The 24,168-nt window shown below is 52.4% G+C and carries 27 protein-coding genes; 7 read left to right on the top strand and 20 right to left on the bottom strand.

What is annotated here, in order from left to right; translation table 11 throughout:
* Window positions 1-74: 74 nt before the first annotated feature.
* Both gshA and luxS read left to right on the top strand, forming a co-directional pair.
* Window positions 75-1,631 carry a glutamate--cysteine ligase gene (gshA, locus tag ICA20_RS05600; RefSeq protein WP_038633015.1) on the top strand — a complete coding sequence of 519 codons (1,557 nt, stop codon included), beginning with the start codon at window positions 75-77 and terminating at the stop codon, window positions 1,629-1,631.
* Window positions 1,632-1,780: 149 nt separating this feature from the next.
* Window positions 1,781-2,296, top strand: coding sequence for an S-ribosylhomocysteine lyase (luxS, locus tag ICA20_RS05605; RefSeq protein WP_006687194.1), 516 nt, complete (start codon window positions 1,781-1,783; stop codon window positions 2,294-2,296).
* 101 nt (window positions 2,297-2,397) lie between these two features.
* On the opposite strand, the gene emrB is transcribed toward luxS, so the two are convergent.
* The 14 genes from emrB to ICA20_RS05675 all read right to left on the bottom strand — a co-directional run bounded on the left by emrB (window position 2,398) and on the right by ICA20_RS05675 (window position 16,559).
* Entirely contained in the window at window positions 2,398-3,936 is a 1,539-nt protein-coding gene (gene emrB / locus ICA20_RS05610; protein WP_038633012.1) for a multidrug efflux MFS transporter permease subunit EmrB, read from the bottom strand.
* 16 nt (window positions 3,937-3,952) lie between these two features.
* Window positions 3,953-5,125, bottom strand: a complete 1,173-nt coding sequence (gene emrA / locus ICA20_RS05615) for a multidrug efflux MFS transporter periplasmic adaptor subunit EmrA (RefSeq protein WP_038633009.1) — start codon at window positions 5,123-5,125, stop codon at window positions 3,953-3,955.
* Window positions 5,126-5,252: 127 nt separating this feature from the next.
* Window positions 5,253-5,783: a multidrug efflux transporter EmrAB transcriptional repressor EmrR gene (gene emrR, locus ICA20_RS05620; RefSeq protein WP_003037300.1), complete on the bottom strand. Its 531-nt coding sequence runs from the start codon at window positions 5,781-5,783 to the stop codon at window positions 5,253-5,255.
* Between the two features lie 90 nt (window positions 5,784-5,873).
* Window positions 5,874-6,209 (bottom strand): L-valine transporter subunit YgaH, encoded by a 336-nt coding sequence (gene ygaH / locus ICA20_RS05625; RefSeq protein WP_038633006.1) that lies wholly within the window; start codon window positions 6,207-6,209, stop codon window positions 5,874-5,876.
* On the bottom strand, window positions 6,199-6,936 hold the full coding sequence (locus ICA20_RS05630) for an AzlC family ABC transporter permease (RefSeq protein WP_038633003.1): 738 nt from the start codon (window positions 6,934-6,936) through the stop codon (window positions 6,199-6,201). Before ICA20_RS05630 ends, ygaH begins: the two co-directional genes overlap by 11 nt.
* Window positions 6,937-7,058: 122 nt before the next feature.
* Window positions 7,059-8,243 carry an MFS transporter gene (locus tag ICA20_RS05635; protein WP_038633000.1) on the bottom strand — a complete coding sequence of 395 codons (1,185 nt, stop codon included), beginning with the start codon at window positions 8,241-8,243 and terminating at the stop codon, window positions 7,059-7,061.
* 191 nt (window positions 8,244-8,434) lie between these two features.
* Window positions 8,435-9,430, bottom strand: a complete 996-nt coding sequence (gene proX / locus ICA20_RS05640; RefSeq protein WP_038632997.1) for a glycine betaine/L-proline ABC transporter substrate-binding protein ProX — start codon at window positions 9,428-9,430, stop codon at window positions 8,435-8,437.
* Window positions 9,431-9,498: 68 nt separating this feature from the next.
* On the bottom strand, window positions 9,499-10,563 hold the full coding sequence (proW, locus tag ICA20_RS05645; RefSeq protein ID WP_038632993.1) for a glycine betaine/L-proline ABC transporter permease ProW: 1,065 nt from the start codon (window positions 10,561-10,563) through the stop codon (window positions 9,499-9,501).
* Window positions 10,556-11,758 carry a glycine betaine/L-proline ABC transporter ATP-binding protein ProV gene (gene proV, locus ICA20_RS05650; protein ID WP_038632990.1) on the bottom strand — a complete coding sequence of 401 codons (1,203 nt, stop codon included), beginning with the start codon at window positions 11,756-11,758 and terminating at the stop codon, window positions 10,556-10,558. The genes proW and proV overlap by 8 nt, the downstream gene beginning before the upstream one ends.
* Window positions 11,759-12,112: 354 nt before the next feature.
* Window positions 12,113-13,072, bottom strand: coding sequence for a class 1b ribonucleoside-diphosphate reductase subunit beta (gene nrdF / locus ICA20_RS05655; RefSeq protein WP_038632987.1), 960 nt, complete (start codon window positions 13,070-13,072; stop codon window positions 12,113-12,115).
* A gap of 10 nt (window positions 13,073-13,082) precedes the next feature.
* Window positions 13,083-15,227 (bottom strand): class 1b ribonucleoside-diphosphate reductase subunit alpha, encoded by a 2,145-nt coding sequence (gene nrdE, locus ICA20_RS05660; RefSeq protein WP_038632984.1) that lies wholly within the window; start codon window positions 15,225-15,227, stop codon window positions 13,083-13,085.
* A complete protein-coding gene (gene nrdI / locus ICA20_RS05665; RefSeq protein ID WP_038632982.1) occupies window positions 15,200-15,610 on the bottom strand; it encodes a class Ib ribonucleoside-diphosphate reductase assembly flavoprotein NrdI in 411 nt (136 codons plus the stop codon). Before nrdI ends, nrdE begins: the two co-directional genes overlap by 28 nt.
* The gene (gene nrdH, locus ICA20_RS05670; RefSeq protein WP_038632979.1) at window positions 15,607-15,852 is read right to left on the bottom strand and encodes a glutaredoxin-like protein NrdH; all 246 of its coding nucleotides are present in this window, start codon (window positions 15,850-15,852) and stop codon (window positions 15,607-15,609) included. The genes nrdI and nrdH overlap by 4 nt, the downstream gene beginning before the upstream one ends.
* A gap of 275 nt (window positions 15,853-16,127) precedes the next feature.
* Complete coding sequence (locus ICA20_RS05675; protein WP_038632976.1) at window positions 16,128-16,559, bottom strand: carboxymuconolactone decarboxylase family protein; 432 nt, start codon at window positions 16,557-16,559, stop codon at window positions 16,128-16,130.
* A 90-nt stretch (window positions 16,560-16,649) separates the two neighbouring features.
* Here ICA20_RS05675 and ICA20_RS05680 point away from each other — a divergent pair, with 90 nt between their 5' ends.
* On the top strand, window positions 16,650-17,984 hold the full coding sequence (locus tag ICA20_RS05680) for a PLP-dependent aminotransferase family protein (RefSeq protein ID WP_038632973.1): 1,335 nt from the start codon (window positions 16,650-16,652) through the stop codon (window positions 17,982-17,984).
* A gap of 123 nt (window positions 17,985-18,107) precedes the next feature.
* On the top strand, window positions 18,108-18,458 hold the full coding sequence (locus ICA20_RS05685) for a DUF2002 family protein (RefSeq protein WP_038632969.1): 351 nt from the start codon (window positions 18,108-18,110) through the stop codon (window positions 18,456-18,458).
* A 36-nt stretch (window positions 18,459-18,494) separates the two neighbouring features.
* On the opposite strand, the gene alaE is transcribed toward ICA20_RS05685, so the two are convergent.
* A complete protein-coding gene (gene alaE, locus ICA20_RS05690; protein ID WP_003037259.1) occupies window positions 18,495-18,944 on the bottom strand; it encodes an L-alanine exporter AlaE in 450 nt (149 codons plus the stop codon).
* 549 nt (window positions 18,945-19,493) lie between these two features.
* On the opposite strand from alaE, the gene stpA reads away from it, so the two are divergent.
* Window positions 19,494-19,895, top strand: a complete 402-nt coding sequence (stpA, locus tag ICA20_RS05695) for a DNA-binding protein StpA (protein WP_038632963.1) — start codon at window positions 19,494-19,496, stop codon at window positions 19,893-19,895.
* 36 nt (window positions 19,896-19,931) lie between these two features.
* Here stpA and ICA20_RS05700 read toward each other — a convergent pair whose 3' ends face one another.
* From ICA20_RS05700 to ICA20_RS05710, 3 genes are all read right to left on the bottom strand, one after another.
* Window positions 19,932-20,111 carry a hypothetical protein gene (locus tag ICA20_RS05700; protein ID WP_038632960.1) on the bottom strand — a complete coding sequence of 60 codons (180 nt, stop codon included), beginning with the start codon at window positions 20,109-20,111 and terminating at the stop codon, window positions 19,932-19,934.
* Between the two features lie 80 nt (window positions 20,112-20,191).
* The gene (locus ICA20_RS05705) at window positions 20,192-20,719 is read right to left on the bottom strand and encodes a rhodanese family protein (protein WP_038632958.1); all 528 of its coding nucleotides are present in this window, start codon (window positions 20,717-20,719) and stop codon (window positions 20,192-20,194) included.
* Between the two features lie 9 nt (window positions 20,720-20,728).
* Window positions 20,729-21,028: a metalloregulator ArsR/SmtB family transcription factor gene (locus tag ICA20_RS05710; protein WP_006687216.1), complete on the bottom strand. Its 300-nt coding sequence runs from the start codon at window positions 21,026-21,028 to the stop codon at window positions 20,729-20,731.
* Between the two features lie 184 nt (window positions 21,029-21,212).
* Here ICA20_RS05710 and ICA20_RS05715 point away from each other — a divergent pair, with 184 nt between their 5' ends.
* Both ICA20_RS05715 and lysM read left to right on the top strand, forming a co-directional pair.
* Complete coding sequence (locus tag ICA20_RS05715; RefSeq protein ID WP_038632951.1) at window positions 21,213-21,371, top strand: YqaE/Pmp3 family membrane protein; 159 nt, start codon at window positions 21,213-21,215, stop codon at window positions 21,369-21,371.
* A 98-nt stretch (window positions 21,372-21,469) separates the two neighbouring features.
* Window positions 21,470-21,919 (top strand): peptidoglycan-binding protein LysM, encoded by a 450-nt coding sequence (gene lysM, locus ICA20_RS05720; RefSeq protein ID WP_038632949.1) that lies wholly within the window; start codon window positions 21,470-21,472, stop codon window positions 21,917-21,919.
* 12 nt (window positions 21,920-21,931) lie between these two features.
* Here lysM and csiR read toward each other — a convergent pair whose 3' ends face one another.
* Both csiR and gabP read right to left on the bottom strand, forming a co-directional pair.
* On the bottom strand, window positions 21,932-22,618 hold the full coding sequence (csiR, locus tag ICA20_RS05725; RefSeq protein WP_038632944.1) for a DNA-binding transcriptional regulator CsiR: 687 nt from the start codon (window positions 22,616-22,618) through the stop codon (window positions 21,932-21,934).
* A 45-nt stretch (window positions 22,619-22,663) separates the two neighbouring features.
* Window positions 22,664-24,064 carry a GABA permease gene (gene gabP, locus ICA20_RS05730; protein WP_038632942.1) on the bottom strand — a complete coding sequence of 467 codons (1,401 nt, stop codon included), beginning with the start codon at window positions 24,062-24,064 and terminating at the stop codon, window positions 22,664-22,666.
* Window positions 24,065-24,168 lie beyond the last annotated feature (104 nt).

A 24,168-nucleotide genomic window follows, 5' to 3' on the forward strand; every position in this document is an offset into this window, starting at 1 on the left:
TGTTGTGAGATAGCCTTCAGGGTAACCAATACCATTATGCTAATTAAAACGATTTTGACAGGCGGGAGGTCAATTTGATCCCGAACGTATCACAGGCGCTGGCCTGGCTGGAAAACCATCCTCAGGCGTTAAAGGGGATTCAACGTGGGCTGGAGCGTGAAACGCTGCGCGTTAATGCTGATGGGTCATTGGCGACGACAGGCCATCCTGAGGTGTTAGGCTCAGCGCTAACACATAAGTGGATAACCACGGACTTTGCCGAAGCGCTGCTGGAGTTTATTACTCCACCTGGCGACGATATTCATAAAATGCTGACGTTCATGCGCGACCTGCATCGTTATACCGCCAGAAACCTGGGCGACGAGCGTATGTGGCCGTTGAGCATGCCTTGCTATATTGCCGACGGTCAGGATATTGAGCTGGCGCAGTACGGTACGTCGAATACCGGTCGTTTGAAAACGCTTTATCGCGAAGGCCTCAAAAACCGTTATGGCGCGTTGATGCAGACCATCTCCGGCGTACATTACAACTTCTCGCTGCCGATGGCTTTCTGGCAGGCGAAATGCGGCGTAACGGACGGTGAAGATGCTAAAGAGAAGATCTCTGCGGGTTACTTCCGTCTGATCCGTAACTATTACCGTTTTGGCTGGGTCATCCCGTATCTGTTTGGCGCTTCTCCGGCCATTTGTTCCTCCTTCCTGCAAGGAAAACCGACCACCCTGCCGTTTGAAAAAACCGACTGTGGGATGTATTACCTGCCGTACGCGACGTCGCTGCGTTTGAGCGATTTGGGCTATACCAATAAGTCGCAAAGCAATCTCGGAATTACGTTTAACGATTTGCATGAGTATGTGGCAGGATTAAAGCGCGCGATTAAAACCCCTTCCGAGGAGTACGCGGCGATCGGTCTGGAGAAGGACGGTAAGCGTCTGCAAATTAACAGCAACGTTTTGCAGATTGAAAATGAACTGTATGCGCCTATTCGTCCGAAACGCGTCACTCGTCGTGGTGAAACGCCTTCTGACGCGCTTCTGCGTGGCGGTATTGAGTACATCGAAGTACGTTCACTGGATATTAACCCGTTCTCACCAATCGGCGTAGACGAGCAACAGGTGCGCTTCCTCGATCTGTTTATGGTCTGGTGCGCATTGGCCGATGCGCCGGAAATGAGTAGCGATGAGCTGTTATGTACGCGTACTAACTGGAATCGCGTTATTCTGGAAGGGCGTAAGCCTGGCCTGACCTTAGGCATTGGCTGTGAGACAGCGCAGTTCCCACTGCCTGAAGTGGGTAAAGATTTGTTCCGCGACCTGAAACGCGTAGCACAAACGCTGGACAGCATCCACGGGGGAGAGGAGTATCAAAAGGTATGCGACGAGTTGGTCGCCTGCTTTGATAATCCTGAACTGACATTCTCCGCCCGGATCCTACGGTCTATGATTGATGAAGGCATTGGCGGTACGGGGAAAGCGTTGGGTGAGGCTTACCGCAATCTGCTGCGCGAAGAGCCGTTGGAAATATTGCAGGAAGAAGAGTTTATTGCTGAAACCGAAGCGTCAAAGCGTCGTCAGCAGGAGATCGAAGCGGCTGATACCGAGCCGTTTAGCGTGTGGCTGGAAAAGCACGCTTGATACAAAAGAAAAAGGCCACTCGGGAGTGGCCAAAATTTCATCTCTGAAAACAGGGATGATGATAACAAATGCGCGTCTTTCATATACTCAGACTCGCCCCGGAACAAAGAGTTCAGATTATTTTTAAAAAATTTATCGGAGGTGGCTAAATGCCGTTGTTAGATAGTTTTACTGTCGATCACACCCGGATGGAAGCTCCCGCGGTCCGGGTTGCAAAAACGATGAACACCCCGCATGGCGACGCAATCACCGTGTTTGATCTGCGTTTCTGCATTCCGAACAAAGAAGTGATGCCTGAGAAAGGTATCCATACGCTGGAACACCTGTTTGCAGGTTTTATGCGTAACCATCTCAACGGTAACGGCGTTGAGATTATCGATATCTCTCCGATGGGATGCCGCACCGGCTTCTACATGAGCCTGATTGGCACGCCGGACGAGCAGCGTGTTGCCGACGCGTGGAAAGCGGCGATGGCTGACGTACTGAAAGTGCAGGATCAAAACCAGATCCCAGAACTGAACATTTACCAGTGCGGCACGTATCAGATGCACTCTCTCAGTGAAGCGCAGGACATTGCCCGTCATATCCTTGAGCACGATGTTCGTGTGAACAGCAATGAAGAGCTGGCACTGCCGAAAGAGAAGCTGCAGGAACTGCATATTTAGTTGTCATGCTGGATGGTGAAGCTCACGCTTCTCATCTGGTCGACAAATAATAGGCGCCAGCCGGTATAAAAAAGCCAGTTCAGATGAACTGGCTTTTTTGATCAATGTGCGCCGCCCGCGCCGCCGCCCGCGCCAAACGGCGGTTTAGCGAACCAGACAAGACCAAGCAGCACCAGGAAGATCCCCGCGGACATCCAGAAGATTTCGTTGGCGGAAATGATCAGCCCTTGATTGGTTATCTGTTGGGCCAGCCAGCCAGAGGCTTGCTCCTTGCTCATCCCTAATCCCTGTAGTTGGTTATACATTGCCTGTGCATTTGGGTTGTAGGGGTTAACGGACTCCGTTAACTGCGCATGGTGTAGCGACTCACGGTTAGTCCACATTGTCGTGGTGATGGAGGTTCCGATAGAACCTGCCAGCGTTCGCGTAAAGTTAGACAAGCTGGACGCCGCCGCCAGACGTTCAGGCGGTAAACCGGACAGCGTAATGGTCGTCAGCGGCATAAAGAAGCAGGCTACCGCGAATCCCTGAATAAACTGCGGCCAGGCCGATGCGCCAAAATCCATACCCGGTTCGAACGTCCACGCGCGCCAGTAGAAACAGACGGCGTACATAATAAAACTGAACGTGACCAGACGACGCATATCCAGCTTATGCGCGAAGCGACCGATTATCGGCGACAGGATCACTGGGATCACCCCAACCGGGGCGGAGGCCAGACCGGCCCAGGTTGCCGTATATCCGTAAACCTCCTGCAATAGCTGCGGCAGCAGGACGATTGCGCCGAAGTAGAGCATATAGGCCAGACTGATACACAAGCAGCCGATGGTAAAGTTTCGCGACTTAAACAGCGAGAGATCGACAATCGGGTGCTCGTCGGTAAGCTCCCAGACGATCAGGAAGCTGATAGCGACAACGGCGACCACCGTCAGGATGATAATCTCATGTGAGGCAAACCAGTCCAGCTCTTTGCCGCGGTCGAGCATAATCTGCAAGCTACCGATACCAATGACCAGCAATGCCAAACCAATGGCGTCAATGCGTCGCTGCTCGGTTTTGGTTTCTCGCCCGCGTAGAGTTTGCAGAGTCATCAATACCACCGCCGCGCCGATTGGCACGTTGATGAAGAATATCCAACCCCAGTGATAGTTGTCGCTGATATAGCCCCCAAGAATAGGGCCGCATATTGGGGCGACAATCACCGTCATCGACCACAGCGCGAGGGCAATGGAACGCTTGGCGGGAGGATAATTATTCAGCAGCAGGCTTTGCGAAAGCGGAATTAGTGGACCGGCGACAATCCCTTGTACCACGCGGAAGAAAATCAGCATGTTCAGGCTGGTGGACATCCCGCATGCCCATGACGCAATGACGAAGGCAGTCGTTGACCACATGAATAGCCTTACTTCGCCAAAGCGCTTTGCCAACCAACCGGTGATTGGAATTGAGATAGCGTTCGCCACCCCGAATGAGGTGATCACCCAGGTTCCCTGGCTCAGCGAAGAGCCCAGGTTCCCGGCGATAGTAGGGATCGCCACGTTAGCAATGGTGGAGTCCAGCACCTGCATGAATGTCGCCAGAGACAGCGCGATCGTCATAATGACGAGCTGCGCGCCTTCCAGCGGTTTTTGCTGTTGCATCACACGCACCTTTGAATTAGCCCGCGTTGGCCCGCACGATCTCTTCGATCATCTTATTGACCGGAGCAAGGTTGATTTCACGTGCATTACTTTCTGATACCGGCGTGGTGCGGACCTGGCTTGCCAGAATTTGTCCGTCACGATTGGAGGTATCTACCGTAACCAGCGTAGATAAACCGATTCGCAGCGGATGCTGCGCCAGCTGCTGCGCATCCAGTTCGATACGTACCGGCAGACGCTGGACGACTTTGATCCAGTTCCCGGTCGCGTTTTGCGCTGGCAGCAGGGAAAAGGCGCTGCCCGTACCCATATCCAGGCCGACAACTTTACCGGTGTATTTCACGTCATCGCCGTAAATATCACTGATAACCGTCGCAGGCTGGCCGATACGCATGTGCGCAAGCTGCGTTTCTTTAAAGTTAGCATCGACCCACAGGTTGGTGGCCGGAACAACTGCCATCAGCGGCGTGGTTGGGCTGATTTGCGCGCCAGGCTGTACGGCACGACGGGAAACATAGCCGGTCATTGGACTGACGATTCTGGTACGTTCCAGCGCCAGCCAGGCGTTGCGCACTTCGGTGGCGGCCTGTTGTACGGCGGGTTGATCTTCCAGCTTGCTACCGAGAATCATTGCCTGGTTAGCATTATATTGCTGGATAGCGACATCAAGCTGCGCCTGAGCGCTGGCAACGGCATCACGCGCATGCTGCAGCTCTTCGCGGCCAATCAGGTTGGCGTTGCCCAGCGGGACGCGGCGATTAAAGTCGCTTTGTGCCTGCGCCAGTGCAGTTTTCTGCACTTCAATGCTTGCCTGTAACTGCTTGCTGTTAATCATCAACTGGTGCGTTTGACGCACGCTGGAGGCCAACGCAGTTTTGGCTTTTTCAAATGCCTGCTTAGCATCCGTCTGATCGAGAGTAACCAGCACATCGCCTTGTTTAACAAAGTCAGTGTTATCAGCCCAGACTTTCGTCACGCTGCCTGATACCTGTGCCATGATCTGAACCTGGTTCCCTGCCACGTACGCATCGTCAGTATCTTCGTAATGACGTAGTACTAAAAACCAATAAATCCCATATGCCACGGCAATGATAATAAAGAGCAAGGTCAGAAGGAGCAGCATACTTTTACGTTTGCCATTCTTCTTAACCGGTTGCTGCGGGGTTTGAGTCTCCGCATTTGCGCTCATGTTGTTCTCCACGATCTTATTTTTTTCACATCGGCTGAGCCGACCTGTTCATCAGAAAGGCCAGCAGTATGCGTGCTGGCCTGTCGGTTTTCATTTATAAATCTGGATTTCTGAGCGAGTCGACGCGTTAGCGCAGCGCTTCTAATACCGCGCCATCCTGCTCCATCTGGTCAAGACGGGTCAGAAGTTTACGGGTGATCTGCTCAAGCTGATCTTTTTCGGTGGTGCTAAGAGATGACCAGAGTTGATGCAGGCAGTTGTGCTGAGGTGGTAACACCTCTTGCAAAAAAGCATGGCCTTTTTCGGTCAATTGCAGATGCAGACAGCGGCGATCGTTATCGCTTTCGCGACGTTCAATCCAGCCACGTTTTTCTAACTCATCCGCAATGCGGGTAGCGTTAGTCCGTGACGAGCCAAGCGCGCAACTCAGTTCAGAAGGCTGAATACTGTGGTTTTCCTGAGACTCCAGCGTAATCAACGCCATAAACAATGTCTCGTTAATCCCTTGAGCTTTCAGCATCTTATTGCGATTTTCCAGCAGCTTGCCCTGCATGTGCATGCAAAGACGAGTCAGAAGCACTTCCTGATAAGGGAACTCTTCGTAGCGGCTGGCGCGAAATTTTAGCATTTGTTCAATGGGCGTAAACGAACTATCCATTTGGGTATAACCTCATTAATTTCAGCCGATATAGTAACGACAGTGACAAATAAAGTAAATGTATTATTTATTTAAAATGATTGTTTTTGTCTATAAGCCAACCAGCATTTTCCAGGCTAATCCGTAGCCCAGAGCACTCAGTAAGGTCGGAATGATGATGCTGCGGGTCTTATAGAAGCTTGCGCCCAGTATGACAAACCCCACCAGCGTAGGCACAAACCGACGAGCATCGTGCATCACTTCTGGCGCGGTAGACACCACCAACAGGGCGCAAATTGATGCAATGCCAATGGTGTCAAGTAATATGCCCGTCGCGCCGCGTCTTGTCGGGCGAACATTCCCTACCCCAAGACGGAGCGGTAAATAGCGAAAGCAATAATTCACGCAGCCGACCAGCAGGCCGAGCATTAAAACGTCATAGCTCATCAGGTCCTCCCTGCCAAAATGACTGGAGCAGCGCGGTCAGGCATCCACAGATGATGCCCAAAAGGATGGCAGCAGGGATAGAAAAGAGTATTACCCCGGCCAGCGCGCCAGCCAGTGCGGCAGTCACGCAGAGCGCCTGTTGACGCTGGAAAGAGGCGAGCAGGAAACTCATAAATAGCGCCGGAAGCATGAAGCCCAGTGCCGCTTCAACCGCGGGATAATCTTTGAGTAAACCACTACCGGAAAACGCGCCGATCGCTGTGCCGAATACCCAGGAAGCCCAGGAACATAGCGCAATGCCAATCATCCAGTTTTCACTCCAGCGCCGATTATCCCGGACCAGTTTAGCCGTTGCGGCGGCAAAGACTTCATCGGTGAGGCCAAAGGCCCACAGCGCGCTTTTGGGTTTGTTCAGGCGCTGTGTGATGCGACTGCGCAGGGAGGGACCGTATAAAACATGGCGGATATCCATAGCCATAACGGTCAGTGCGGCGACCCACAGAGAACTGCCTGCGGCAAGCATGGTGGTAATGACAAACTGGCTGGCTCCCGCATAGATAATGCAGGAGAAAAAGACGCTTTCGACCGGCGTAAAGCCAAGGCGAGTAGCATTTAGACCAAATGCAAAAGCGACCGGAATATAGCTGATAACTATCGGCAGACTGTCTTTGAATCCTTCCGTTAACGTCGCCGAACGAGATCCGGACTGGGGTATAGGGCTTTCCATAGGGTTATAGGTTTCATTACCGAAATTAATATAACTTGGTTCAATGAGTTATAACCTTAGCAGACTGATGGGCTCCTTAACACCCTGTGGAGCCCAATCAGCGGTAAACAAGCGCTATACGCTTAATTTACGGCTTCCTGACGGTGAAAACCTCGCCACCATACCAACAGGTTGAGTACGGCAACGGTCGTACCCGCCAGACAAACGCCCGCCCAACCGGCATGTTGCCAGGCGGAGGCCGAAATCAACGAACCCGCGGCCCCGCCAATAAAATAGCTGGTCATGTAGCCGGCGGTCAGACGGTTACGTGCATCCGGATGAATGCGATAGATAACCGTCTGGTTAGTGATATGCACCCCCTGAACGGTGAGATCCAGAACCAGAATACCGATAATCAGCATTGGCACCGAAGTATGTCCGAGCCAGATAGCCAGCCACGAGAGCAACAGTAACAACAGGCCAACGGTAGTGGTGAGATGTGATTTTCCTTTATCGGCAAAACCACCCGCCGGGCGTGCGCCTAACGCCCCCGCGGCTCCCGCCAGACCGAACAGACCGATCATCCCTTCAGAATAGTTAAACGGCGGCGCGGCGAGCAAAAATGCCATTGAGGTCCACAGAATGCTGAAGTTGGCAAAAGTCAGGCAACCCAGCATTGCGCGGGTACGCAGCAATTTATCATGGGTAAACAGGCTGAATACGGAACCTAACAGCTGCGGATAGTTAAGATGGGTATCTGATTTCATCTTCGGCAGACCGCGCCACAGCGCAATCGCCATCAATGCCATCAGTATCGATGCCACCCAAAATACGGTGCGCCAACCGCCAAGGTTCGCCAGTAACCCCGCTACGGTACGCGCCAGCAGAATACCCAGCAACAGGCCGCTCATAATCGTCCCGACGACTTTCCCGCGCTTGTCCGGGGTGGCAAGCGTTGCCGCCAGTGGAACCAGGATCTGCGCCACTACCGAGAACAGTCCGGTCAGGGCGGTGCCGAGGATCAGCATGCCCAACGACTGGCTGCTGGCGGTAATCAGCATGCCGCCAGCCGCCAGCAGCGTCATGGAGACAATCAACATCCGTCGCTCAAACATATCGCCAAGCGGTACCAGGAATAGCAAACCTGCGGCATAGCCGAGCTGGGCCGCGGTGACGATAAATCCTGCTGTACTGGCAGACAGTGAGAAGTTGCGGGCGATGGTGTCGAGCAGCGGTTGTGCGTAATAGTTACTGGCGACGGCAAGGCCGGTGGCGATAGACATTAACAGGATCAGCGAAGGGCTAAGTCCCTGAGTGGTTTTCGTCATGGTTTTCAACTGAATAATGGGTTGCAGAAAACAATCATAACGGAAGTGATTAACTGTTGCTGATTTGTTGGGTGATGGATTGTGCGGTTTAGGTGGGATAGAGGGAAACAGGCCGGATAAGCGTTAGCGTATCCGGCAATGGTGCGGTTACTGTGCCTGATGGCGCTATGCTTATCAGACCTGCGAGTGGGTTATTTCTGCGCAGCCAGCGCTTCGTTCACCCAGCCGTCAAACTGCTGCTGGTGGGCCTTGATCCAGCCGTCTACGTGACCCTGAACATCGGCTTCAGACGCTTTACCGTCATGCATCATCGCGTTCTGTGCGTTGATATCCGCCAACGGTAATTTCATGATAGCGAACAGTTTCGCAGCCGCCGGGTTTTTCTCTGCCCAGGCTTTGTTAGCGACGATGTGCATGGTGTTCACCGGGAAGCCATAGTTAGCGCCGTTTGGCAATTTGGTATCGATATCTTTCTGCTCACCCGGCAGGGAAGAGAACGGTACCTGCAACCAGACCACATCTTTGCCCGGCTTCATCACGTCGCTGACCCAGTACGGCGTCCAGGTGTAGTAAAGAATGGGTTTGCCTTCTTTAAAGCGGGTGATGGTGTCTGCCATCATCGCCGCATAGTTACCGTGGCTGACCTCGACCGTTTTTTCCAGATCGAAGGCTTTGTTCTGGTGGTTGATCACCGCTTCACAGCCCCAGCCTGGCGAACAGCCCATCATATCGGCTTTGCCGTCGCCGTTGGTGTCAAAAATTTTAGCGATCTTGGGATCTTTTAACTGGGCGATGTTGGTGATTTTGTACTGCTCAGCGGTTTTTTTGTCGATCAGATAACCCTGTGCGGCACCCGTAACGAATACCCCCTCGCGATAAAACTTTTTGTCTCCGCCTGCCGCGGCGTACATATCATCATGCAGCGGCTGCCAGTTCACGGCGGTAAAAGTTGCATCGCCAGAGGCAATGGAGGTATAACCGACGTTATAGTCAACTTCGCTGGTTTTGTTAACGGTGTAACCCAGTTTCTCCAGCGCGCGGGCAACCAGCTGCGTCTGGAAGGATTCTTCAGAGATAGTGCTCTGGATTGGCTGGACGGTAATGCCTTTGCCCGGCAGGTCGGCAGCGAAAGCGCTGGTGGAGACAAGGGTGGCAAACGCTGTGGCAAAAAGTACGGTATGTCGCATCGTTGTTCCTTAATTATTGGAGGGACGTGTAGGCCCGGTAAGCGCAGCGCCACCGGGCAACGGGTGTATTACTTCGTGAAAGGGCGAGTGATAAGCCCAACGGGACCGGTGGTGTACCAGCGACGGTTACCCCGGCTACGCGAATCGCGACCAACGGCCTGCGTCAGGCGATCCAGGATGATGGCGAGGATCACAATCCCAACGCCACCAACCGTGGCTAATCCCATATCCAGACGACCAATTCCGCGCAGAACCATCTGACCCAATCCGCCAACGGCAATCATCGAGGCGATGACCACCATCGAGAGCGCCAGCATCAGCGTTTGGTTAACCCCGGCCATAATCGTGGGCATCGCCAGCGGGAGCTGCACTTTAAACAGCATCTGACGCGGGCTGGCGCCAAACGAGCGCGAGGCTTCAATCAGGTCGGCCGGCACCTGGTTAATCCCCAGAATGGTCAGACGGACGATTGGCGGCAGGGCGAAGATAATCGTCACCACTACGCCCGGGACGTTACCAATACCGAACAGCATGACAATCGGCACCAAATACACGAAGGCGGGGGTGGTTTGCATCGCATCCAGCAGCGGACGAACAATCTTTGCTGCCCGAGGGCTGCGCGCCAACCAGATGCCCATCGGCAGACCGATCACCACACAGAACAGTAACGCGGTCAGCACCAGCGCCAGCGTGATCATCGCTTGCGACCACGCGCCAATGGCGCCGATAGCAATCAACGAAATCAGCGTCGCGACACCCATTCCAACGCCGGAAATCTGCCAGGCGATCAGGGCGAACAGGATAATCGCCACGGGGGCTGGCATACCTAACAGCATTTGCTGGAAGCCGTTGAGAATGTAATCCACCGGTACACGGATGCCCTGGAAGACCGGACGAAAATGGGTAACCACCCAGTCGATCCCCTCGGTGACCCAACTGTCCAATGGGATCAGCGTCTTATGGAACGGATCCATAATATTAAAATGCTCTGGTGCCGGCGCGGGCGCGCTGGTCAGCCAGTCTGCGCTACCGCCGTCAGTAGGCGCGGAGGATGGTGTGCTCCACGCATCGGCGGTTTGTGCGGCGCTATCGGCCGCTGGTGTGGTATCCCACGGATTAGTTTGATCAGCCATTGTTTGCCCCCTCACGATCTAAAGCCTGTAACAGCATGCGTTTTGAAATGACGCCCACATACTGCTGTTCCTCGTCAACTACCGGTACCGCGCACGGTGCCTGGCCGACATGAGAAAGCAACTCGCTGAGAGGAGTTTGTGCATCGACAGCCAGCGGTTCATTGATCAACGCCGCTTCAATACCTTGCGCCTGACTAAGCGCGGTTTTTAGTGAGTCGATCGAGACGACGCCGACGAATTTATTGCCACGTTCGATCACGTAACCATATTCGCGATCTTTGTCCTGCAATAATTGCAGCGCCGAACGAGGGCCTACACCGGGTGTTTTACGAATTAAACCTTCGGGGCTACGGCGGGAAATATCTTTCGCGCTGAACACCTGGCTAATATCAACGCCGCGGAAGAAGGTGCGTACATAATCATTAGCCGGATTATTCAGGATTTCATCCGGTGTACCGACCTGTACTACTTCACCGTTTTGCATAATGGCAATTCTGTCGCCAATACGCATAGCTTCGTCGAGATCATGGGAAATAAAGACCACGGTGCGTTGATGCTTCGCCTGGAGTTTTACCAGTTCATCCTGCATCTCGGTACGAATTAATGGATCGAGGGCTGAGAAGGCCTCATCCATTAATAAGATGTCAGGATTAATGGCTAATGCGCGGGCAAGGCCTACACGCTGGCGCATCCCCCCGGAAAGTTCATCCGGGTAGCTGTGAGCGTAATTCTCCAGACCGACCTGACGTAGCGCATCCAGCGCCTTTTCGCGACGTTCATCCGCGGCGACGCCGGCTAATTCCATGCCGAATGCCGTATTGTCCAGCACCGTCATATGCGGCATCAGGGCAAAGGACTGAAAGACCATCGCAATCTTTTTTCTGCGCACCTCGCGGAGTTCGGCATCGGAGATCCGGGCGATATCTACGCCGTCGATCAGTACCTGTCCGCGGGTGGGTTCAATCAGGCGATTGAGAAGGCGTACCATTGTGGATTTACCCGAGCCGGATAATCCCATGATGACAAATATCTCGCCTTCTTCAATGGCCAGACTGGCGTCTTTAACGCCAAGCGATAGCCCTGTTTTCTCCAGAATTTGCTCTTTGGTAAGTCCCTTTTCAATATATTTGAACGCTCTCTGAGGATGCTCGCCAAATATCTTATAGAGGTTCTTCACTTCTAATTTAATTGCCATGCAATAGAATGATTCCTGTTATTTGTTTATATCGATATATTACCTGATGGAAATAGTGACCTTTTTCTACCCTAACATACTGAGAATCTGAGACAACCCTGAATTTAGTTGTGGCATGAATATTGCCGAAGGTCAGTCGACGGGATTTCCCGTGATATAAGGGCTGAGCGTGAATGTGCGTTAACTGATATTTTTTGTAAACGCCAATGAAAAAGCGCCTGAATTGGTGTAATGCAGGCGAATAATGCGGCTGATATTGAGTGTAGATCACACAATTATAATTGCACGATAAAAGTGTGATCCTGTTAAAATATTACCGCGAAAAATGTACGGTATTTTCCGTGAAAATGAGAGTTAAAAATTCCAGTCGTCGTCTTCGGTTTCGATAGCTTTACCCATCACATAAGATGAGCCAGAACCTGAGAAGAAATCGTGGTTTTCGTCTGCGTTGGGCGACAGCGCGGCAAGGATTGCCGGGTTAACCTCCGCCATTTCTGACGGGAATAACGCCTCATAACCCAAATTCATTAATGCCTTATTGGCGTTGTAACAAAGGAAGGCTTTGACGTCATCCACCCAACCGGTTTCTGCATACAATTCTTCTGTATAACGCGCTTCGTTATCATACAACTCCATGAGCAGGTCGAGGGCAAAATTCTTTAACTCCTCGCGTGCGGATTCGGAAATATGCTCCAGGCTTTTTTGAAATTTATAACCAATGTAATACCCATGGACCGCTTCATCACGAATGATCAGACGAATGAGATCGGCGGTATTAGTCAGTTTGCCGCGGCTGGAGAAATACATCGGCAACCAGAAGCCGGAATAGAACAGGAATGATTCCAGAAACACGCTGGCAATCTTCTTGTGATACGGATTATCGCTGGCGTAATGGGCCAGAATAATCTGCGCCTTACGTTGGAGCGGGATATTTTCCTCACTCCAGGCGTAGGCGGCATCCACATCTTTGGTCTGGCAAAGCGTGGAGAAAATAGAGCTGTATGAGCGGGCGTGAACGGCTTCCATAAAGCTGATATTCGACAGCACCGCTTCTTCGTGTGGGGTTAATGAATCCGCCATTAGCGCTGGCGCACCGGCAACATTCTGAATGGTGTCGAGTAGCGTTAGCCCGGTAAAAACGCGGATAGTTAACTGCTGCTCGGCAGCGCTCAGCGTTTGCCAGGACGGGACGTCGTTAGAAAGCGGGACTTTTTCCGGTAGCCAGAAGTTACTGGTCAGGCGATTCCATACCTCCAGGTCTTTATCATCTTCAATCTTGTTCCAGTTGATGGCGCTCACGCGGGATAATGTCATGATCTCCTCCTTACAGCGCGCATGACACGCAACCTTCGATTTCGGTCCCTTCCAGCGCCAGCTGACGCAGTCGGATGTAGTACAGCGATTTAATGCCCTTACGCCAGGCGTAGATCTGCGCTTTGTTAATATCGCGGGTAGTGGCGGTATCGGGGAAAAAGAGCGTCAGCGACAGTCCCTGATCGACATGGCGCGTCGCTTCAGCATAGGTATCGATAATTTTTTGTGGGCCAATCTCGTAGGCATCCTGATACAAGGCCAGATTCTCATTGGTCATAAAAGGAGCAGGGTAGTACACGCGCCCGGTTTTGCCCTCTTTGCGAATTTCCACTTTTGACACGATCGGGTGAATACTTGACGTCGCATGGTTGATGTAGGAAATAGAGCCGGTTGGCGGAACTGCCTGTAAATTCTGGTTATAAATGCCGTAGCGCATGACATCTTCACGCAACTGCGCCCACATCTCACGCGTCGGCAGCGTAATGCCGCTGGCGGCAAACAGCGCGCGAACTTTGTCGGTTTTTGGCTGCCAGTCACCCTGCAGATACTGGCTAAAATACTCGCCGCTGGCGTAGCGAGACTGCCTGAATCCAGCAAAGGCTTTACCCCGTTCGCGGGCGAGCTTCATTGACGTATTCAGCGCATGCCAGGTGATGGTGTAAAAGTAGAAATTGGTGAAATCCAGCCCTTCCGGCGAGCCGTAGGCGATGCCTTCCCGCGCCAGATAGCCATGCAGGTTCATCTGACCAAGACCAATCGCGTGCGATGCGCTGTTTCCGGCTGCAATTGAGGGCACGCTGCGAATATGACTCATGTCCGAAACGGCGGTTAAGCCGCGAACCGCCGTTTCCACGGTACGACCAAAATCCGGGGAATCCATGGTATGGGCGATATTCAGCGAGCCGAGGTTGCAGGAGATATCGTGTCCGGTCTGCGCGTAGTTGAGATTTTCATCGTAGGTGGAGGCGCTGTTAACCTGCAAAATTTCGGAGCACAGATTGCTCATGTTAATACGGCCAGCAATCGGATTCGCGCGATTCACCGTATCTTCAAACATGATGTAAGGGTAGCCGGACTCAAACTGGATCTCAGCCAGCCGCTGGAAGAAATCGCGGGCGTTAATGTATTTTTTGCGCACGCGTCCATCGGCAAGCAGTTCGTCATAGCGTTCACTGACGGCGATATCGCCGAACGCTTTGCCGTAAATGCGTTCCACGTCATAGGGCGAGAACAGCGCCATGTCGGCATTCTCTTTGGCCAGTTTAAAGGTAATGTCCGGGATCACTACGCCAAGCGACAGGGTTTTGATACGGATTTTTTCGTCGGCATTTTCACGTTTGGTATCCAGAAAACGCAAAATGTCCGGATGATGCGCGTGCAAATACACCGCGCCTGCGCCCTGACGCGCGCCGAGTTGATTGGCATAAGAAAACGCATCTTCCAGCATTTTCATTACCGGGATCACGCCGGAGGACTGGTTTTCAATGCGTTTAATCGGCGCACCTGCTTCGCGCAGGTTAGAGAGCAAAAACGCTACGCCGCCGCCGCGCTTGGAAAGTTGCAGTGCAGAGTTAACCGCCCGGCCAATGGACTCCATGTTGTCTTCAATGCGTAACAGGAAGCAGGAAACCAGCTCGCCGCGCTGCTGTTTGCCGCAGTTTAAGAAGGTTGGCGTGGCGGGCTGAAAGCGCCCGGAGAGCATTTCATCGCTAAGCTGCATGGCGAGCATTTCATCGCCTTGCGCCAGCGTGAGTGCCACCATCGTGACCCGATCCTCAAAATCTTCGAGATAGCGCTTACCGTCGAACGTTTTCAGCGTATAGCTGGTGTAGAACTTCCATGCGCCGAGGAACGTCTGGAACCGGAATCCGCTGGCGTGGGCGTGGGCATAGAGCTTTATTACAAATGCGCGATCGTAACGGCTCAATACGCCTTCGTCGTAGTAGCCTTCAGCAACCAGCGTTTCCAGGCGCTCCTGCTGGCTGGCAAACGTCAGCGAGTTGGGGCGGACGTGGGCGGCAAAGAAAGCCTCCACCGCCTGATGGTCTTTGTCGAACTGAATGCGTCCAGCTTTATCGTACAGATTCAGCATGGCGTTCAGGGCGTGATAATCCAGCGTTGGCTGGGTTATGCGTTCTGCGGTTGTCGTTGCCAAAATTCACTCACTCCTTGTCGAACGTTGTCGATATCGCTTTGGGTGCCCATCAGCTCAAAGCGCCAGAGCCACGGCACGCCGCATTTTTGTGAGATGACTTCACCCGCGCGGCCATAGGCTTCACCGAAATTGCGATTGCCGGAAGCAATCACCCCACGGATTAACGCCCGGTTGTGCGGATCGTTTAAAAAGCGGATCACCTGTCTCGGAACCGCGCCTGCCGTTCCGCCGCCGCCGTAGGACGGCACGATTAAGATGTAAGGTTCGTCGACCCGGATCCGCTCGCGTTCATTAAGCGGAATGCGGATGGCAGGCAGCCCCAGACGCTGGATAAAGCGGTGCGTATTTTCGGAGCTGCTGGAGAAGTAGACGAGCTGACTCATGCGCTGGCCATATCGGGTTGTGGGCGCAGACGGTTGATCATGTCCGGGCGAAACCCGGACCAACTGGTTTCCCCGGCGACAACGACCGGTAACTGACGAAAGCCTTGATCGCGCAGGCTGTCAGCCAGAGCGGGCTGCAAATCAATATTTACCATCTCAAAGTCAAACCCGCGGCTTTCCATTGCCCGCTTAGTGGCGTGGCACTGAACACAGTTATTACGAGTGTAAATAATAATACGCATGATTCGTATTTCCATTTATAGATAAAAGATCGACGCGATTGATAGCGTCGGATTGTAGGTGTCTTGATAGGAGTGATACTAGATGTAGATTTAAAAATATTCAACCATACAAGATATGGTAATTTTAGATTAATGAAGGGCAGGGTGATGAGCGTGACGGGGGCAGGGATGTGTAGCATGACGGGCTGCCTGAGGGCGACGCGTCTTATCCGGCCTACAGGAGAACACATCCCAGGCCGGAGAAGGCATTTATCCCGCTATCCGGCAGGGCAGAATTACATGCGCATCCCAACCGCCAGGCGGTTGAAGCAGTTCATCAGGCTGATGGCAAACGTCAGATCGCTGATTTCTTTCGCGCTAAAATGGTCGAGCAGCGGCAGATAAACATCATCTTCCGCGTGGGTGCTGGCGATATGAGTGACCGATTCGGCCCATGCCAGCGCCGCACGTTCCTGTTCACTGAAGTGGTGGCTCACTCGCCAACCTGCCAGCGCGTCGAGTTTGGCCTGCGCAACGCCTGCTTTGCGCAACGCCTTACTGTGCATTTCCAGGCAAAATGCGCAGCCGTTGATTTGCGAGACCCGCAGGTAAACCAGTTCCGTCAGCGTAGGTTCCAGTGCGCAATTTTCCAGCGCTTTGCTGGCCTGAACCAGAGCGTTATAGATTTCAGGACTGAGTTCATAATAGGGCTGGCGTAACATTGTCATGGTATTTCTCCTCGTTTGGATAACCCGCAATGTAGCACTATAATGGACTGCTACAGAGAGCCATATTTTTGCAAAAAAAGCAGACCATAAATGCCGCGCTATCAACAAATCGCCCGCCAGTTAAAAAATGCCATTGAGACAGGTGAACTCAAACCAGGCGCAAGATTGCCCTCCAGCCGGACGTGGTCCCAGGAACTCGGCGTTTCTCGTTCGACGGTGGAACATGCCTATGCCGAGCTGGTGGCGCAGGGCTGGCTGGCTCGACGTGGGCAGGCGGGAACTTTTGTCAGTGAGCAGTTGCGACCAGAGACCGCGCCTGCGGCTCCCGCTATCTTCGCAGGAGAAAATCCCAGACCCCAACCTTTTCAGATGGGGCTACCCGCACTCGATCTCTTCCCGCGTGAAGTATGGGCGCGGGTGATGGGCCGACGTTTACGCACCCAAACGCGTTTTGATCTGGCGGTGGGAGATGTTTGCGGCGAAAGGGTGCTGCGTCAGGCGATTGTTGATTACCTGCGCGTTTCACGCAGCATTGAGTGCCAGCCGGAGCAGATTTTTATCACCTCTGGCTATGCGGCATCGATGACGTTAATTCTGCGCGCGCTGTCTCAACCCGGTGAAGGGATGTGGGTCGAAGATCCCGGGTTTCCGTTGATCCGACCGGTGGTGGCTCAGGAGCGAATTGCGCTGATGCCGGTTCCTGTTGATGCCAATGGTCTGGATGTCTGCGCTGGGATCCGCGATTACCCGCAGGCGCGCTTTGTTTTGCTTACACCCGCGCATCAAAGCCCGCTGGGTGTGGCCCTTTCATTGGAGCGTCGCCATCAGTTGCTGGAGTGGGCGGCCCGCACCCAGGCATGGATTATTGAAGATGACTATGACAGTGAATTTCGCTACCACGGTAAACCGTTGCCGCCGTTGAAAAGCCTGGATGCGCCGCAGCGGGTGATTTATGCCGGAACGTTCAGCAAATCAATGTTTCCTGCGCTACGCACGGCATGGCTGGTGGTGCCCATGACTCAGGTCGAGCATTTTCGCCAGCAGGTGGCGCTGGCGGCCTGTAGCGTTCCGGTTTTATGGCAACAAACGCTGGCGGATTTTATGCGCGAGGGGCACTTCTGGCGGCACTTAAAACGCATGCGTCAACATTATGCCCAGCGACGTCAGTGGATGGTAAATGCCCTGACCGAACACGGTTTTAGCGTGCTCCCGCAAGAGGGTGGGATCCAACTGGTGATGAGTGTAGACGCAGACGATGTTGCGTTAGTACGTAAAGCAAATCGGGCAGGTCTGGCCGTACAGGCCTTGAGCCAGTGGCGTATAACGCCGAACGGACAAGGGGGAATATTATTGTCATTTACCAATATTAGCTCAGCGGAAATGGCGCAGCAGGCGGCCTATCAATTGCGGCAGGCGCTGACATAAATCTGCACGGTTCTTAAGATATTCGTCCCACCGTCTTCACTCGTTTATGGACTTTTCTGAAAGCGTTGCTAATGCTGAATCAGGTAAGGTAAGCCCGCAGTAAAAGATAACGAGGAAAATAATATGTATTTACGACCTGATGAGGTGGCGCGCGTACTTGAAAAAGTGGGCTTTACCGTTGATGTAGTGACGCCGAAAACGTACGGCTATCGACGTGGTGAAAATTATGTGTACGTTAACCGGGAAGCACGTATGGGACGTACCGCATTAGTCATCCATCCCACGCTTAAAGAGCGCAGCTCTTCACTGGCGGAACCTGCGACAGACATTAAAACCTGCGATCACTACCAGCAATTCCCGTTGTATTTAGCCGGAGAGACCCATGAGCATTATGGTATTCCGCACGGCTTCAGTTCGCGTATTGCACTTGAGCGTTATCTGAGTGGGTTATTTGGCGACGTTAACGCTAACTAATAACGCGACTGGCAGGGCCAGTCGCGAAGAGGCGTGTCAGGCTTTAGCCTGGTGATAGCTGCTGACCTTAAACAGGCGGCGGCAATAATCAAGGAAGTAGCCGTATACTGCGCCCATCAGCATCGATACCACGATGTTCGAACTTACCGCAGCCGTAATCTGGTGCCAGTCCGCGCCAACCGTCAACAGAATAATCACGTAAACCGGCGACTGGAAGGTGACATAAGCCAGCACGTCCGCCAGGTTTTTTGCCCATCCTGCCTGCGTGGCTTTACGCGCCGCGCGCATAAACAAATCACGGTACATGCCGTATGGCCAGGCGATCAGAATATTGACAGGGATGGCCACCAGTCTGGAGTACAGTGACTGTTCAAAGCTCATTCCAGAAAGGAATATCTCGATCAACATGTTCACGACAGAACAATAAACAACCATCGCGAACGTGTCTGCTACAGCATGACGCAAGCGTGACTGCGGAGAGAACATGTTAATGCTCCTTGTAAAAAGGGGAAAAAAGGTTTTGAATACCTTCACTGCTAGTGATTTGTCTTGCTGCTTTCGCGTTTCAATAGGATATCTGCCTGGATAATAACTAGCAACTAGCTTAAAATTTTTATTTATTGTCTTTTTGTCGATAAAATGCTCTGCATTGGTTTGATTTTTGTTCGTTTTGGTGTTTTCGTTGTTCTGCTGATTAAAAGTATTTTATATCAATAGGTTATGAATACTTGTTTTTCTGAATTTTTTGCGCTCCTTTTCTGAAAGTTGACTGATGTTCAGAATGTGCGCGTGCCGGCCCCGGGCAATAAAGTGATGTGTTTATCAGACGATGCGCTGAGACGTCATGCGAGTATATTTACAGTGACTATCCTGGGAATATAAAATATTTGATGTCAGGTTTCAGGATAGCCATTTAAATAACGGGATTGGCTATTTGTTTTATAATCTGCGAAAAAATTAGACTGGAAAAATAATAATCAGTTGCATACAATATTTAGCGTGATACCATTTTTACGTTAAAGAGGTTTTGTTAATATGAGTTCAATGTTAAAAAACTTAAATAATATCCGCTCGCTGCGTGTAATGGCACGTGAATTTTCCGTTGATGTGCTGGAAGATATGCTCGAAAAATTCAGAGTAGTGACTAAAGAACGCCGCGATGAAGAAGAACAGCTACAGCGCCAACGTGCAGAACAGCAGGAAAAAATTAATAATTTGCTGGCTCTGATGCAGGCCGATGGGATCAATCCGGAAGAGCTGCTGAGTATGACCCCAGCGACGTCGCGGGCAGTCAAAAAACGTCAACCACGCCCGGCGAAATATCGTTTTACCGATTTCGACGGTGAAACAAAAACATGGACCGGACAAGGTCGGACACCAAAGCCAATTGCCCAGGCGCTGGCTGCCGGTAAATCTCTTGATGACTTTTTAATCTAATTATAAATGCGGTGAGGGTGACCTCACCGCCTGTTTTCAGCAAACGCCGAAATCACCGTCTTCGGTATATCGCGTCACGTCAGCTGCTTTCAGTGTGAATTTTTCACCGCTTTCATTACTGGCTTGTACCGCCACAATTTGATCTTCGTTGACTTCGACAACTTTCAGTTTAGGTCCGCCCATGCGTGGTTGAACCAGATCGCCAGGTTTAAACATATTGCGCTCCTTTATTTATCGCACAACTCACCATAGATCACGTCAATCGACGGGTACAGCGCTGTTTCAGGTATTACCGCTTAATGAGTACGCCGGTTCCAGGGCATTTTATCCAGCAATCGCGCCATGCCGCAAAAGCCGGTTAGGCCAGCGAGTATCAGCCCGGCACCCACAAAACCGCTCAGCAGGAAGAAGGCGCTGTTGACGGCGTATCCGAGAATGACGCCGAGTAAGGCAAGGCTACCTGCGGCTATCTGCACCTGACGCATCAGCGGCAGTGGTTGTGAACTGTCTTTTGCCACGGGTAAACCTGCGGCTTTCCAGCCATCGATTCCACCTTCCAGCAACCAGACCTGCGCAGGCGCGGCAATGGCGCTGAGTTTGTTCGCTGCATTTTGTGTGCGTTTGCCTGACTGGCAGTGAAAAATCACCTGCTCGGCGCGTAAATTCGCAGGCAACGATCCCTGCTCAAGCGTGGGTAACGGTGCCAGATGCGCCTCAGGAATATGCTCGTGCAGGTACTCGTCGGCATCGCGGATATCAATCAGTTTCGCGCCTTGCGCGACCAGCGTCTGCGCCTCGCGCGGGGAAATCTTCCCAATGGTCATGATGGCTCCTTATGGGCAATACAGTGTTTTTAATGTGGCGATCAGCGAATTCACAGCCGCATTTTTAATGGAATAAAGGATGCGCTGGGCATCGCGCTGGCTGTCTATCAGACCTTCTTCACGCATACGCGCCAGATGCTGGGACGTGGCGGAAGGACTCAGTCCGGTAGCGCGTGCTAACTCGCCCGCGCTGGTACCGGGCGAACCGCAGAGCATGCACAAAATCAGCAACCGCTTCGGGTTACTCATCGCTTTAAGCAGAGCGGCAGCCTGTTCAGCGCTGGCCTGGAGTTGTTCAAGTTCAGTCATATGTATTTAAGCATAATCTAAATTAAGTGAATTCTAAAATAAAAAGCCAACGTACGCCAGCGTAAAGAGCGTAAAGGAGGGTAAAGCAGCAGGGGAAGGCTGGCGGATTTGAGTAGAATGGCTACTCTTAGAGATAAAATCTCTTTTTAAACAATGATTAACTTTTTGCTTGTAGGGAGTGTGTATGGGTTTCTGGAGAATCGTTTTTACTATTATTCTGCCCCCGCTTGGCGTACTGCTGGGAAAAGGATTCGGCTGGGCGTTTATCCTTAATATCGTTCTGACGCTGCTGGGCTACATTCCTGGTTTGATCCACGCCTTCTGGGTACAGACGCGTAATTAATACTTCCTTTCATAAACGGCGCATTTGCGCCGTTTTCTTTGCCGTCCTCTCTCCTCTGCTACACTTCCTGGTGTTGCTTGTTAATAACCGAGGTGGATATGGGACTCTTCAATTTTGTGAAAGATGCAGGTGAAAAACTTTGGGATGCGGTCACCGGAAATCATGACACGGCCGATCTGGCGAAGAAGGTGCAGGAACACCTGAATAAAACCGGCATCCCTGATGCAGATAAGGTGAACGTGCAAATTAACGAAGGCAAGGCCACCGTTTCTGGCGATGGATTAAGCCAGGAAGCGAAAGAGAAAATCCTGATTGCGATTGGTAATATTTCCGGTATCGCCAGCGTGGACGATCAGGTTAAAACCTCTGCACCCGCGAGCGAAAGCCAGTTTTATACCGTGAAAGCGGGCGATACCCTGAGCGCTATTGCCAAACAGGTTTACGGTAACGCTAACCTGTACAATAAAATATTCGAAGCGAATAAACCGATGCTGAAAAGCCCGGATAAAATTTATCCCGGGCAGGTATTACGTATTCCGGAAGAATAATGATGTGCGGGCTTATTCCGTCAGCAGCTTGCCGGACATCGCCTGTTGAATAATTGGAATCGGCGTCAGCAGGTGCTGGCGCATTAATTCGCTGGCGCGCACGGCATCGCGTGCCAGAATCGCTTCGGTCAGCGTTTGATGCTGATCGTGTTTATCTTCCAGCATCTCGACTGACAGCACCGTTTTACGTAGCCAGATAAACCGGTAACGTGCCGCTAAATCAAACAATCGTTCGCGCATTTGCAGTAGATATTGGGAACCGCAGCCGGCGACAATCGCCGAGTGAAATGCCTGATGGCGCTGATCCCATTCATCAAGCATCTGTTCACTGGCGTCCACAGCTTCAAGCTTACTGAGCATATGCGCCCGTGCCAGAATCTCCGCTTCCCAGGCGTCGTCGCCGCGTTCGATGGCCAGTGCGACCAGCATGGCCTCCATATTGGCGCGGGCATCGAAAATATCGAGCAATTCCTGCTCGGACATCGGGGCGACACGATACCCTTTCTGATTAACCACCGTGACCAGTCGCTCCGCCACCAGCTGTGAAAGCGCTTCGCGCAGCGGTCCTACGCCAAGCTCATAGCGCGAGGTCAGCAGGCTCATACGCAGTTTCTCATCAGGCTGATAAATACCGCGGATGATGTCGTTCTTGAGCCAGCGGTATCCATCAATGGCCGTCGGTTGGGGAATGGCGGTCATGGTCTTACTCCTGAATAAATGTCCCGGCGTGCGCCGGGAACAGATTTAATGCGTATTTTGCAAGGGTGCTTTTTGCCACGATAGCAGTTTTTTCCAGCGTGCCATAATGGGCACCGTGCAAATAATTCCTATGGCTAACAACCCGGTAGAGATAACCTCCAGCTGTTGCGCCGGGCGAAAGAGCATAACCACCAGCACAAAGATAATAAAGGCGATAACCAGCCAGGTCAGCCACGGATAAAGCCACATTTTCAGTTTAATTTCACCGCCTCGCGCCAGCAGAATTTTGCGCATCCGCAGTTGGGAAATCGCGATCACCAGATAAACCAACAGGGCGATGGTGCCGGAGCTGTCGATCAGGAATTTAAACACTTTGGCCGGGGCGTAATAGTTGACCACCACGGTGAGGAATGCCGCCCCCGTAGACAGCAACACCGCCACGTAAGGCGTTTTACTGCGGTTAGTTTTCCCCATAAAGGCGGGGGCATCGCCACGACGGCTCAGGGAATAGAGCATACGGGATGAGGTATACAGCGCGGAGTTCAGGCAACTGGTCACCGACAACAAAATGACGAAGTCCATGATCAACTTCGCGTGTGGGATATGCAATAACTCCAGTACCGAGCGGTAAGAACCCACTTCTTTTAGCCCCGGCATGTTCCATGGGATCAGCGCCACCACCACGAAAATGGAGCACAGATAGAAGATGGAGATACGCCAGATAACCGAGTTGGTGGCGCGGACGATGTGTTTATCCGGGGTATCGGACTCGGCGGCGGCGATGGTAACAATCTCTGCACCCATAAAGGAGAACATGGTGATCAGCATCGCGCTGAGTACGGCGCCAAAACCGTTCGGCATAAAGCCGCCCTGATCCCACAGGCGTGAAACGCCGCTAACCTCAGCATAAGGATAGAAACCGCTAATCGCCACCGCGCCGAGGACAATAAACGCCAGAATGGCAATCACTTTGCACAGCGCCAGCCAGAATTCGAATTCACCGTAATTTTTGACGCTCAGCAAATTACTGCCGGTTAATGCCAGCGTGATAACCAGAGAAAATAACCAGACAGGTATGCCTGGGATCCAGGAATGCAGAATGATAGCGGCAATATTGGCCTCCAGTGGGATAACCAACACCCAGAACCACCAGTACAACCAGCCGATGGTATAACCTGCCCATGGGCCAATGGCTTTATCGGCGTAGGTGGAGAAGGAGCCGGTATCCGGGGTGGCGACGGCCATTTCGGCCAGCATGCGCATAATCATCACCACCAACAGTCCGGCAAACAGATAAGCTAATAATACCGCGGGACCGGCTTCTGCAATCGCCACGCTTGAACCTACGAATAAACTCGCGCCGATAACCCCGGCAATAGACAGCATGGTGACGTGGCGTGATTTCAGCCCGCCCCCTAAATCATGTGATTGTGACACTTGCCCCATCTTGTAAACCTCTCGAAAGTATTTCACTTGGGAGAGCACCCCGGCATTCCCGCGCCGGGGCACGCGTATTATTGTTATTGACCCTATGTGCCGGATGGCGGCTC

It is taken from the genome of Citrobacter sp. C5_2, assembly GCF_014596845.2.
GTDB lineage: Bacteria > Pseudomonadota > Gammaproteobacteria > Enterobacterales > Enterobacteriaceae > Citrobacter > Citrobacter werkmanii.